Here is an 11,823-nt window from a genome sequence, read left to right on the forward strand (position 1 = left end):
AGTCGCCGGCCGTCAGTCTGGCACGCGCGACCGCGCCGTGGTTCTAATAGACGTACTAGTTCGTCTACCTGGAGGTCTCCCTCATGAGCGCGCTCTACACCGCCACCGCCACGTCGACCGGCGAGGGCCGCGCCGGAGGCCAGGTCACCAGCGACGACGGCGTGCTGGACCTCACGCTCGCCGTGCCGGCCGCGATGGGCGGTCCCGGTGGCGGCACCAACCCGGAGCAGCTGTTCGCCGCCGGCTGGGCCGCGTGCTTCCACTCCGCGCTCAAGGGCGTGGCCGCCGCCGCGAAGACGCCGATCCAGGACTCGGCCGTCGTCGCCGGAATCGGCATCCTGCCGAACGGCACGGGTGGCTACACCCTGAGCGCCGCGCTGCACGTCGAGATCGGCGGCGTCGACCAAGCGACCGCCGAGAAGCTCGTCGAGCAGGCGCACCAGGTCTGCCCGTACTCCAACGCCACCCGCGGCAACATCGATGTGGTCCTGGAGACCACCGTCGCCTGACCCGCGGTGCCGCCGCGGGCGCACACGCTCCCGCGGCGGCGCACGCCGGTCCTAGGCTGGCCCCGGGCGGGTCCGCGATCAGCGCCGACGACGGCGCGCGCCGCCTGCGAGGGGGCCGGTCGGCATGGTGGCGCGGTGAGCGGCGACGGTCCGGACGAGGCCGTCGCGACGGTCCGCCGGCGGCTCGCCCTGGGGCAGGACGTGGTGCTCCGCGGCGACCGCGGGATGGGCAAGTCGACGACGCTCGAGGCGCTGCGGGCCGACCTCTCCGACCGGCGGCGGACCGGCGTCCTGCTGCCGGCCGCCGGGCCGTCCCCGTTCGCCGCGGTCCTCGACCACCCGTCCGCGCCGCAGCGCGCCCCGGACGAGACGGCGCTCGTGCACTGGCTGGCCGAGGAGGTCGCCGCCCCGCGCGCCGTGCTGCTGGTCGACGACGCGGACCTGCTCGACCCCGGCAGCGTCCGGGTGGTCCGCCGCGCGCTGCGGCGCACCGGCTGCCGGCTCGTCCTGTCCACGACCACCGACCTGCTCCGCGCACCGCCCGGCGGGGCCCGGGACCTGCTGGTCGCCCGCCCGCCCACCGAGACCCGGCTGACCCCGCTGGGCGTCGCCTCGCTGGGCGCGCTCGTCGCGACGGTGCTGTCGGGCCCGGCGGACGCGGCGCTCACGGCGGCGCTGCTCGCGCAGTCGGGCGGCAACCCCGGCGTCGCCGTCGCGCTGCTGGCCGCGGCCCGGGCCACGCGGGTGCTGCGGCAGGTCGACGGGCGGCACGTCGACGACGGCCGGCTCGCCGACGTCCCGGCGGACGCGGTGGCGGCGCTGCTGCTGGGCGGGCTGGACCCGGCCCGGGTGGACGCCCTGGAGCAGCTGGCGCTCGTCGGCCCGGTGCCGCCCGACGAGGCGGCGTCGCTGGTCGGCCCCGACGTGCTGGACGACCTCGCGGACCTCGGCCGGGTGGCCGAGCACGCGGTCGCCGGCACCGGCGCGCTGGTCGTCGTGACGCCCCCGGCGCTCGCGCGGACGCTGCGCGAACGGGCCACCCCGGCCCGGCGCCGCCGCGCGCTGACGCGGGCGCGGGCCGTCACGGGCGTCGAGCACCGTGCAGCGGACGCGCCCCCGGCGGACCTGGGTGCGCTCCTCACCGACGGCGGCGACGGTGCCGGCCGTGCCGGGGGCGCCGGGCTGCCGCGCTGGAGCAGCGGGCTCACCGACGTCCTGCACGAGCGCGCGGCCGCCGCGGAGTCCGCGCGGCGGGCGGCGTGGCTCGCCGCACCAACGGTCCCGAACGCGAACCGCTACCTCGCGCAGCTCATGCGCCGGCCCGCACGGGACCAGATCGCCACGGTGTTCCGGGACACCGTGACCGCCGGGGACGACACCGACGACGACGTCGCGACGTTCCGGTACCACCGGGCGCGCTGGGACGACTGGCACGGCAGCGACGAGGTGGACGTCACCGGCGTGCGTCCGGACGGTGCGCGTGCCACCGGGCCGCGGGCGCAGGACCTCGGTGACCTGAAGGAGCGGCTCGTCCTCGCCGTCCGGGACGGCGAGCCCGCCGAGCAGGTCGCCGCCGCCCCCGAGGACCCCGCCGTCCCGCCCGCGCTGCGGGGCGGCGCAGAGCTGCTGCGGGTCGCCGCGCTGCTGGAGGCGGGGCGGCCCGGCCTCCCCCCTGCGGGCTCCCCGCGGGCCGCCCCCCCCGCCCCCCCCCCCCCCCCCCCCCCCCCCCCCCCCCCGTTCCCGCCGACGACCCCGCCACCGGGATCCGGCACCACCGCGTCGCGCTCCGCGCCGAGTGCCTGCTGCTGCTCGGCCGGCTCGACGACGCCGAGCGGCTCACCCGCGCGGCGCTCGGCGCGGCCCACGACGCCTACGACGCGTCCGGCATCCGCGTGCACGCCTCCGTGCTGGCCGAGGTGCTGGCGTTCTCCGGCGAGCTCGACACGGCGTGGGACGTGCTCGGCAGCGCGCTGCGGCTCGGGCCGGCGGGCCCGGCCGAGACGACCTTCTACCGGCGCGGCCTCGCGGTGGGCGCGATGCTGCAGACCGCGGCCGGGCACGTGGACCTGGCCCGGGCCCTGCTGCGGGAGCTCGAGCAGACCCCGCGGGTGTACCGGCCGCTGGTCCGCTCGCTGCGCGCCGTCGGCGTCGCCGCGCTCGCCGTCGCGACCGGCGACCGGTCCGGCGCAGGCGAGCTCGCGTGGCAGGCCGGCCGCTCGTACGCCGACGCGGGTCTGCTGCAGCCCGCGCTGCTCACCTGGATGTTCGCGCCGCCACCGCTCACCCCGGAACGCGCCGCCGCCGTGCGCCGTGCCCGGTCCCGTGCGGTCCTGCCGCTGCTCGACCCGTACCTCGACCTCCAGCTGGCGCTCGCCGACGGCGACCGGGACGCGGTGGCCGCGGCGCTCCCGCGCGCGCACCCCCGGGTCGCCCGCGTCCTCACCGCGGCCGCGCACGAGCTGCTCGGGCTGGACGCGGGACCGGGTGCGGTGCCGGGCGCGCACGAGCCCGGGCGGCCCGAGCGGCTCTCCGGCCGCGAGGCGGAGATCGCCGCGCTGGGCCGGGACGGGCTCAGCAACCGGCAGATCGCGGAGCGGCTGCACCTGTCCGTGCGGACCGTCGAGAACCACATGAGCCACGCCTTGCGCAAGCTCGGCTACCGCGCGCGCGGCGACCTCGCGCGCTGGTCCGCCTGACCCGCCGCGCGCTCAGGGCTGGAGGGCGTCGTACTCCGCCTCGGCGGCCACGTCGTCCTCGACGTCCAGCCGCAGGTGCGCCAGCACGGTCTGCAGGGTGCGCAGGGTGCTGGACGCGCGCTCGCCCCACGAGGACAGGTAGGAGAACTGCCACCACCACAGGGCCTCGAGCACGTGCCCGTGGTCGTAGTGCCGCAGGCCCTGCACCAGCGCGCCGGTGATCGACACCAGGTCCCCCGACAGCGTCGCGGCGCCGACCTCCCCGCCGAGGACCGGGTCGACCACCTCCGCGTAGTCGTCCAGCCCGTCCAGCACCCCGGCCAGGGCGGCGCGCAGCGGCTCGACGTCGGCGTCCGGCCCGACGTCCGGCTCGTACCGCTCGCTGGGCACCACGTCGACGATCGCACCCAGCCGGGCCCCCACCGCCAGCACGTCCGAGACCGCCAGCAGCAGCAGCGGGATCGCGGCCTCCGGGTTGGTGCCGGCGCCGACCTCGGTGACGGTCGTCAGGAACGACCGGCACTCGCGCGCGACGGAGTCGGCGACCGCGCGCAGGTCCGCGGCCTCCGGGTCCATCGCCAGGTCGTCCACGCGGGGGGCGTCGCTCGCCACGCGCAGGTCGTCGGTTCGGTCCACGTCCGCCATCGTGCCCCTCGGGGTCGAACCACGCCCGCCGACACCCGGGACCGCAGGTCACGGCCCGCCGGTGGCCGGAGGGTGCGTGCTCAGGCGCTGATGCGCCGGCGACCCTCGAAGGCCCGGCCCAGCGTGACCTCGTCCGCGTACTCCAGGTCGCCGCCCACGGGCAGGCCGGACGCGAGCCGGCTGATGGTCAGGCCCATCGGCACCAGCAGCCGCGCGAGGTAGGTCGCGGTGGCCTCGCCCTCGACGTTCGGGTCGGTCGCGAGGATGACCTCGGTGACCGTCCCGTCCGCGAGCCGGGTCATGAGGTCCTTGATCCGCAAGTCGTCCGGGCCGATGCCCGCGATCGGGTTGATGGCGCCGCCGAGCACGTGGTACCTGCCCCGGAACTCGCGGGTGCGCTCGATCGCGACGACGTCCTTGGGCTCCTCGACGACGCAGATCACCGCGGCCGACCGGCGCGGGTCGCGGCAGATCCGGCAGAGGTCCTCCTCCGCCACGTTGCCGCACTGCACGCAGAACCGGACCCGGGCCTTGACCTCGGTCAGCGCGTCGACCAGCCGGCGCACCTCCGTCTGGTCCGCCGCGAGGATGTGGAACGCGATCCGCTGCGCGCTCTTGGGACCGACGCCGGGCAACCGCCCCAGCTCGTCGATCAGGTCCTGGACCGCGCCCTCGTACACGCCCCCAGCCTACGGCCCGCCACCCCCACGGGCCGACGACGCGGCGCGCGGGTCAGAAGCCCTCGTCGACGAGCTCCTCGATGATCGTCGCGCTGAGCACCTGCGTGAGCAGCGGGATGCCGGACAGGCCGGTCGCGCCGATGTCCGGGTCGTCCATCGACGGCTCGTCGTCCGCCCACCGCGAGCGCGTCGGGGCGCTCGGCGCGGCACCGCCGGCCTTGCCGGACTGGCCGGACTGCGCGGCGCGCGCCGCGGCCCGGACGCGGTCGGCACCGCTCGGCGTGACCGAGGCCCGACCCGCGGGGCGGGCCGGACCGGCCGGGCCTGCGGGGTCCGGCGGCGCGTCGCGCACCCAGTCGTCGGCCGGTGGCTCGGGCGCGCCCGGGTCGTCCGGGTCCGCGACGTCCCACGGCGGCGGCGCGGCGTCGCCGCCCGCGCGGGGGCGGGCGGCGGGGGCGGCGGCTGCGGCGGGTGCGGCGGGTGCGCGGTCCCCGCCGGGTGCGCCGGGCGCGCGGGGTGCGCCGGACGGGGCGTCGGCTGCGCCCGCCCGGGCGTCCGGCGCCTCGTCGGGCACGACCCGCTCCCGTCCCGCGGGTGCGTCGGGCTCCGGCGCGCCGCCGGCCGGGGCCGCGTCGGCCCACGGGTCGGCCGCGACGGCGACGACCGGTGCCGACGCCCAGGGGTCGGCCGCGTCGGGGTCCTCGTCGGCCGGGGCCGGGAGGCCGGCGGCAGCCGGGCCGGCGTCCCGCGGCGCGCGCGGCGCCTCGGCCGTCGGCGCGGGCACCGGGGCCGGGCGGGCCGCCGGCGCGTCCCAGGACGCGGCGGCCTCCGCCGCGCTCGGCGTGCTGGTGCGCGGGGCCGTCGGCGCGCCGGGGCCGCCGGGGCCGCCGCCGGACGGCCGGGACGCCGCCGGGGCGCCCGAGCCGCTGCTGAGCACCGGCTCGACCTTGACGGTGAACCCGAGGGTCTCCCGGACGGCCTGCTGCACGAGGTCCGCGTGCGAGCCCGCGCGGAACGCCGACGCGAGGCCGGGCGCGCCGAACCCGAGCTTGAGCGTCGTCGCGTCGAGCTCCACCACCTGCGCGTTCTGGCTGATCAGCACCCAGGTGGTCTTCTTCAGGCGGTTGAGGGTGTCGAGCACCTCCGGCCAGCGGCGGCGCAGCACCTCGGTGTCGCCACCGCCCGGGGCCCCGGCCGGGCGCTCGACGGGGGCGACGGGCTCGACGGCGGGGACGTCGTGGGGCACGGCCGCGGGCTCGGGCCGCGGGGCGGGCTGCTCCGCGGCGGCCGCGGGCTGCGCGGGCTCTGCGGGCTCGGGCTCCGCAGGCTCGGGCTCCGCGGGCTCCGCGGGCAGGTCGCGGGCGGGCTCTGCCTCGACCTCGGGCTCCGCCTCCACGGGCGGCACCGGTTCCGCCTCCGCGGGCCCGGTCCCCGCGGCCTCCGCCACACCCGCCTGGGGCACGCCCGGCGCCGCCGGAGCCGGCGTCACCACCGCCACGCGCTCCACCGGGGTGGCGGGCTCGAAAGCCGGCGTCGCCTCCGCCGGTGCGGCCGCAGGGGTGGCCGGCGCGGACCCGACGCGCACGCCCTCCCGCTCCAGCCGGTCGACGCGCGCGCCGAGCCCGGAGGCGGAGTCGTCCAGCGCCGGCAGCAGCAGCCGCGCCATCAGCAGCTCCAGGTGCAGGCGCGGGGACGTCGCGCCGGTCATCTCGGAGAGCGCGGCGTTCACCAGGTCGGCGGACCGGGACAGCTCCGCGGCGCCGAGCTGGCGCGCCTGGGTCTGCATGCGGGTCATCTGGTCACCGGGCACGTCGCGCAGCACCGCGGCCGCGGCCTCGCCCGAGGCGGCGAGCACGATGAGGTCGCGCAGCCGCTCCAGCAGGTCCTCGACGAAGCGCCGGGGCTCGTGGCCGGTGGAGATCACGCGCTCGACGACGCGGAACGCGCTCGCGCCGTCCCGGGCGGCGACGGCCTCGACCAGGTCGTCGAGCAGGGACGCGTGCGTGTACCCGAGCAGGGCCACGGCGTCCTCGTAGACCAGGCCCTGCGGGCCGGAGCCGGCGATCAGCTGGTCGAGCACCGACAGGGAGTCGCGGACGGAGCCGCCGCCGGCGCGCACGACGAGCGGCAGCACGCCGGAGCCGACCGTGACGCCCTCGGCGACGCAGAGCTGCTCGAGGTAGCCGACCATCACGTCCGGCGGGACCAGGCGGAACGGGTAGTGGTGCGTGCGGGACCGGATGGTCCCGATGACCTTGTCGGGCTCCGTCGTCGCGAAGATGAACTTCACGTGCTCCGGCGGCTCCTCGACGATCTTGAGCAGCGCGTTGAAGCCCTGCGGCGAGACCATGTGGGCCTCGTCGAGGATGAACACCTTGTACCGGTCGCGCGCGGGGGCGAACGTCGCGCGCTCGCGCAGGTCGCGGGCGTCGTCGACGCCGCCGTGGCTCGCCGCGTCGATCTCGACGACGTCGAGGCTGCCGGGGCCGCCGCGGGCCAGCTCGACGCAGGAGGCGCAGGCGCCGCAGGGGGTGTCCGTCGGCCCCTCGGCGCAGTTCAGGCAGCGCGCGAGGATCCGGGCGGACGTCGTCTTGCCGCAGCCGCGGGGGCCGGAGAACAGGTACGCGTGGTTGGCCTGCCCGCTGCGCAGCGCCTGCCGGAGCGGCGCGGTGACGTGGTCCTGCCCGACGACCTCGGCGAAGGTCTCGGGCCGGTAGCGGCGGTACAGGGCGGTCGTCACCCCAGAACTGTAGAGGGGCCCGGGGACACGCGGGCACCCCCGGACGACGGCCTGGGGACGACCCCTCCCGCCGCGCAGGTGGCGGCCCGTCGTCACGCCATCTCACATCGCGGACACGGCGTTCCACGCACCGAGACGGGTGCGCTAGGTTCCCGCCATACCGCCGACCGCCCGGTCCGGCGGACCGCCGCACGAGAGGGAGCAGGCAGATGCGCGACCGCGCCGTCCACCCGCAGCGCCTCGTCGTGCGCGCCGCGACCACGGGCCCGGCCCGCGCCTGTCGCTGTCCCCGCGCGGTCTGACCCGCTCGACGGCCGGGGCCCCCCCGCCCCGACCCGGTCGGCCCGCCGCGCACCGCACACCCCCGTGCCCGCGCGACCACCCCCGCACGTCCGCTCCCCCGCACGCCCGACGTCCCCGGCGCACCCGCGCCGGGACCACCCCCGAGAGGCACTCCCCCATGAAGCGCAGACTGACCGCCTGGATCGCCGCGATCGCCGCCACCGCGTCGCTCGCCGCGTGCGCGTCCGGCGGCGGCTCGTCCGCCTCCGAGGCCACCGCGCCCGCCGACGCCGACAACCGCGTCTCCGTGCGGGTCGGCGTCACGGACAAGGCGCAGGAGTACTGGACCACGTTCACCGACCTCGCGGCCGAGGAGGGCATCGACGTCGAGCCTGGTGAACTTCACCGACTACGCGCAGCCCAACCCGATCCTCAGGCCGGGCGACCTGGAGCTCAACCAGTTCCAGCACCTGCTGTACCTGGCCAACTACAACGTGAACTCCGACGACGACCTGCAGCCGATCGGCTCGACGGCGATCTACCAGGCTCGGTCTCTACACGACCAAGGGCTACGCCGCGCCGGAGGACATCCCGGACGGCGCCGAGATCGCGATCCCGAACGACGTCGTCAACCAGGCCCGCGCGCTGCTCGTGCTGCAGTCGGCCGGGCTCGTCGAGCTCACCGGCGGCGGCAACGCGTTCTCCGCCCGCCGAGGTCGACGAGGCCGCGTCCCGCGTGACGGTCGTGCCCGTCGACGCCAACCAGACCGCGGTGCAGGCGCAGTCGCTCGACGGCGCCGTGATCAACAACAACTTCGCGACCGACGCGGGCATCGACCCGACCACGGCGATCTACTCGGACCTGCAGGACACGGAGACGGCGCGGCCGTACCTGAACATCTGGGTGGCCCGGGCCGAGGACGCCGACAACCCGGTGTACGCGCAGGCTCATCGAGATCTACCACTCGAAGGAGGTCACCGACGGGCTGCTGGAGGAGAACGGCGGCACCGCGGTGGTCGAGGACGTGCCGGCCGACGAGCCTGCAGTCCGACCTGGCCGACCTCGAGGACCTGGTCCGCGAGTCCGCCTGACGCCCACCCACGCGCCGACGGCGCCGGGTCCCCCGCGGGCCCGGCGCCGCCGGCGCGCTGGCGCGGTCCCGGCGGGGGTGGGACCGTGATCGCAGGCCCGCCCGCGGGTCTGAGACCTGCGGACGTGGCGCTGCGGACGGGTGCTACTGTCGCCCGCGTCCGCCCCCTCAGGGACAGGAGTCGAGCACGTGAGCACCCACGCCGCTTCCGAGCGCCGCGCGCCGTCGTCGCGCGTCATGGCCGGGGCGTCCTGCGGGCTCGTGTGCTGTCGCCAGCGAATGTGCTGACGCTGCTCCCTCGCAGCTCGGCTCCCCCGCGGCGGACCCCCGCCCGTCCCTGACGCTCGTCGCGAGCGCGACCGGCTCGGGCGGGTCCTCACCCCGGCCCTGACGCCCGACGGCCCCGCCGCCCGGACCACGGCCCCGCCGCGGCCCACCCGGCGCGAGGCCCGCCCCGCACGCCCCCCCCCGGCCTCGCGACCAGCAAAACCACCGGAGGGCAGCCCCCCCAGGAAGCGCGGACTGACCGCCGCACTCGCCGCCCTCACCCTGGGCGCGCTGGCTGCCTGCTCCGGCAGCGAGCCGACCGCCGCCCCGACGGCCGCCGACCCGGACAACCCGGTGACGGTGCGCGTCGGCGTGACGGACATCAGCAAGGAGTACTGGACGACGTTCACGGACCTCGCCGCCGAGGAGGGCATCGAGGTCGAGCTGGTGAACTTCACCGACTACCAGCAGCCGAACACCGTGCTCAGCGAGGGCGACCTGGAGCTCAACCAGTTCCAGCACCTGCTCTTCCTGGCCAACTACAACGTGAGCGCCGACGACGACCTGGCGCCCATCGGCAGCACGGTCATCTACCAGCTCGGTCTCTACACCACCCAGGGCTACACCTCGCCCGAGGAGATCCCGGACGGCGGCGAGATCGCCATCCCGAACGACCCGACCAACCAGGCCCGCGCCCTGCTGGTGCTCCAGTCGGCGGGCCTGATCGAGCTGCAGGACGGCGGCAACGCGCTGTCCACGCCCGCCGAGATCGACACCGCCGCCTCGCGCGTCTCGGTCGTCCCGGTCGACGCCAACCAGACCGCCATCCAGCTGCAGGACCTGGACGGCGCGGTGGTCAACAACAACTTCGCCGCGGACGCCGGCATCGACCCGACGACGGCGATCTACTCCGACCTCGAGGACACGGAGACGGCCCGCCCGTACGTGAACATCTGGGTCGCCCGGGCCGAGGACGCCGACAACCCGGTCTACGAGCAGCTCATCGAGATCTACCACCGTGACGAGGTCATCGGGCAGCTGCTCGAGGAGAACCAGGGCACGGCCGTCGAGCAGAACCTGACGCCCGAGGAGCTGCAGACCAGCCTCACGGAGCTCGAGGACCAGGTCCGCACCGCGGGCTGACGCGCGATCCCCGACGACCCCCACACAGGATGGTGACCCGATGACCGCCATGGTCTCCCTGCGCGACGTCACGAAGGTGTTCACGGGCTCCTCCGGCCTCGTGCGCGCCGTCGACGGCGTGACGCTCGACATCGAGCGCGGCGACGTGTTCGGCGTGATCGGCTACTCCGGCGCCGGCAAGAGCACGCTGGTCCGGCTGATCAACGGGCTCGAGACGCCCACGTCGGGGCAGGTCGTCGTCGACGGCACCGAGCTGACCGGCCTGAGCGAGCGGGGCCTGCGCCCCGCTCGCGTGGGGATCGGGTTCATCTTCCAGCAGTTCAACCTGCTGCGGTCCCGGACGGTGGCGGCGAACGTCGCCTACCCGCTCCGGGTCGCGAAGTGGCCCAAGGCGCAGCGGCAGGCGCGGGTCGCCGAGCTGCTGGAGTTCGTCGGGCTCACCGACAAGGCCAAGCAGTACCCGGACCAGCTGTCGGGCGGGCAGAAGCAGCGCGTCGGCATCGCCCGGGCGCTCGCGACGTCGCCGGCCCTGCTGCTCGCCGACGAGGCGACCAGCGCGCTGGACCCGGAGACGACCAAGGACGTGCTCGACCTGCTGCGGCGGGTCAACCGCGAGCTCGGCGTCACGATCGTGGTCATCACCCACGAGATGTCGGTCGTCTCCTACCTCTGCAACAAGGTCGCGGTGATGGAGCACGGCAAGGTCGTCGAGTCCGGCGACGTGTACGGCGTGTTCGCCGAGCCGAGCCAGCAGGTCACGCGGCGGTTCATCGGTGCCGCGCTGCACGACCGGCCGCGGCCCGACGTGGTCGAGCGCCTGCGCGGGCGGCACGACGGCCGGATCATCACGGTCGCCGTGCGCGAGGTCGAGGGCGTCCCGGGGGTCACCATCACCGAGCGACTCCGCGCGCACGGCGTCGACGGCTCCGTGGTGTTCGGCGGGATCACCGAGGTGAACTCCCGGCCCCTCGGCTCGCTGACGTTCGCGCTCACCGGCACGGACGCGCAGGTCGACGCGCTGATCGCGGACCTGCGCCAGCACACCGAGGTCGTCGAGCACGCGCACGACGGCGACCATGCCGGCCCGGCGACCGAGGGGGTGACCGCGTGAACAGCAACGGCGTCAGCCTGTGGCCCGAGCTCTGGCAGGCCCTCGGCGAGACCCTGCAGATGGCGATCGCCGCCCTGGCGATCGGCGGGCTCGCGGGCCTGCTGCTCGGCATCGCGCTCTACGTGACCCGCAAGGGGAACATCCTGGCCAACCGGCCGGTGTTCGTGGTGCTCAACCTGCTGGTGAACATCGTCCGGCCGATCCCGTTCATCATCTTCATCACCGCGGTCCGGCCGCTGACCCAGGCGCTCACCGGGGCGTCGTACGGCGTCGAGGCGGCCATCCCCGCGCTGGCGATCATGGCCACGTTCGCGACGTCCCGGATCGTCGAGCAGAACCTCGTGGCGCTCGACCCGGGCGTCGTCGAGGCGGCGCGCGCGATGGGCGCCGGCCCGCTCCGGATCATCGCGACCGTGATCGTGCCCGAGACGCTCGGCCCGCTGATCCTCGGCTTCACGTTCCTGTTCGTCGGGATCGTCGACATGACGGCGGTCGCGGGCGCGATCGGCGCCGGCGGCCTCGGCGACTTCGCGATCGTCTACGGCTACCAGCGGTTCAACGACGTGGTCACGTGGACCGCCGTCGCGGTGATCGTGATCATGGTCCAGGCGGCCCAGTTCCTGGGCAACTTCCTGGCCCGCAAGGTCCTCCGCCGCTGA

At 76.3% G+C, this 11,823-nt stretch carries 9 protein-coding genes and 3 pseudogenes; 9 read left to right on the forward strand and 3 right to left on the reverse strand.

Features of this window, described 5'->3' with window-relative positions:
* The first annotated feature begins 83 nt into the window (after positions 1-83).
* From ACWPWW_RS10405 to ACWPWW_RS10415, 3 genes and pseudogenes are all read left to right on the forward strand, one after another.
* Entirely contained in the window at positions 84-509 is a 426-nt protein-coding gene (locus tag ACWPWW_RS10405; RefSeq protein WP_454050231.1) for an organic hydroperoxide resistance protein, read from the forward strand.
* Positions 510-734: 225 nt separating this feature from the next.
* A pseudogene (locus tag ACWPWW_RS10410) lies at positions 735-980 on the forward strand (hypothetical protein); the annotation flags it as partial.
* Between the two features lie 1,421 nt (positions 981-2,401).
* Positions 2,402-3,205, forward strand: a complete 804-nt coding sequence (locus ACWPWW_RS10415) for a helix-turn-helix transcriptional regulator (RefSeq protein ID WP_454050232.1) — start codon at positions 2,402-2,404, stop codon at positions 3,203-3,205.
* A gap of 12 nt (positions 3,206-3,217) precedes the next feature.
* Here ACWPWW_RS10415 and ACWPWW_RS10420 read toward each other — a convergent pair whose 3' ends face one another.
* The 3 genes from ACWPWW_RS10420 to ACWPWW_RS10430 form a co-directional block, all read right to left on the reverse strand.
* On the reverse strand, positions 3,218-3,781 hold the full coding sequence (locus ACWPWW_RS10420) for a DUF5063 domain-containing protein (protein ID WP_454050435.1): 564 nt from the start codon (positions 3,779-3,781) through the stop codon (positions 3,218-3,220).
* Positions 3,782-3,930: 149 nt separating this feature from the next.
* Positions 3,931-4,530, reverse strand: a complete 600-nt coding sequence (gene recR, locus ACWPWW_RS10425) for a recombination mediator RecR (protein ID WP_454050233.1) — start codon at positions 4,528-4,530, stop codon at positions 3,931-3,933.
* Positions 4,531-4,582: 52 nt separating this feature from the next.
* Positions 4,583-7,270 carry a DNA polymerase III subunit gamma and tau gene (locus ACWPWW_RS10430; protein ID WP_454050234.1) on the reverse strand — a complete coding sequence of 896 codons (2,688 nt, stop codon included), beginning with the start codon at positions 7,268-7,270 and terminating at the stop codon, positions 4,583-4,585.
* Between the two features lie 677 nt (positions 7,271-7,947).
* On the opposite strand from ACWPWW_RS10430, the pseudogene ACWPWW_RS10435 reads away from it, so the two are divergent.
* From ACWPWW_RS10435 to ACWPWW_RS10460, 6 genes and pseudogenes are all read left to right on the forward strand, one after another.
* A pseudogene (locus ACWPWW_RS10435) lies at positions 7,948-8,034 on the forward strand (MetQ/NlpA family ABC transporter substrate-binding protein); the annotation flags it as partial.
* Between the two features lie 106 nt (positions 8,035-8,140).
* Positions 8,141-8,191 (forward strand): annotated as a pseudogene (locus ACWPWW_RS10440) (hypothetical protein); the annotation flags it as partial.
* Positions 8,192-8,324: 133 nt separating this feature from the next.
* A complete protein-coding gene (locus tag ACWPWW_RS10445) occupies positions 8,325-8,984 on the forward strand; it encodes a MetQ/NlpA family ABC transporter substrate-binding protein (protein WP_454050436.1) in 660 nt (219 codons plus the stop codon).
* Positions 8,985-9,282: 298 nt separating this feature from the next.
* Positions 9,283-10,053: a MetQ/NlpA family ABC transporter substrate-binding protein gene (locus ACWPWW_RS10450; protein ID WP_454050235.1), complete on the forward strand. Its 771-nt coding sequence runs from the start codon at positions 9,283-9,285 to the stop codon at positions 10,051-10,053.
* Positions 10,054-10,093: 40 nt separating this feature from the next.
* Complete coding sequence (locus ACWPWW_RS10455; RefSeq protein ID WP_454050236.1) at positions 10,094-11,164, forward strand: methionine ABC transporter ATP-binding protein; 1,071 nt, start codon at positions 10,094-10,096, stop codon at positions 11,162-11,164.
* A 59-nt stretch (positions 11,165-11,223) separates the two neighbouring features.
* A complete protein-coding gene (locus tag ACWPWW_RS10460) occupies positions 11,224-11,823 on the forward strand; it encodes a methionine ABC transporter permease (RefSeq protein ID WP_454050437.1) in 600 nt (199 codons plus the stop codon).

The sequence above is a fragment of the Cellulomonas sp. Marseille-Q8402 genome (assembly GCF_965119525.1).

Bases quoted from the DNA above. Each gene is read 5' to 3' on its own strand.
- ACWPWW_RS10420 (WP_454050435.1), bottom strand. From the start codon at position 3,781: ATGGACCCGGAGGCCGCGGACCTGCGCGCGGTCGCCGACTCCGTCGCG.
- ACWPWW_RS10455 (WP_454050236.1), top strand. From the start codon at position 10,094: ATGACCGCCATGGTCTCCCTGCGCGACGTCACGAAGGTGTTCACGGGC.
- ACWPWW_RS10405 (WP_454050231.1), top strand. From the start codon at position 84: ATGAGCGCGCTCTACACCGCCACCGCCACGTCGACCGGCGAGGGCCGC.
- ACWPWW_RS10460 (WP_454050437.1), top strand. From the start codon at position 11,224: ATGGCGATCGCCGCCCTGGCGATCGGCGGGCTCGCGGGCCTGCTGCTC.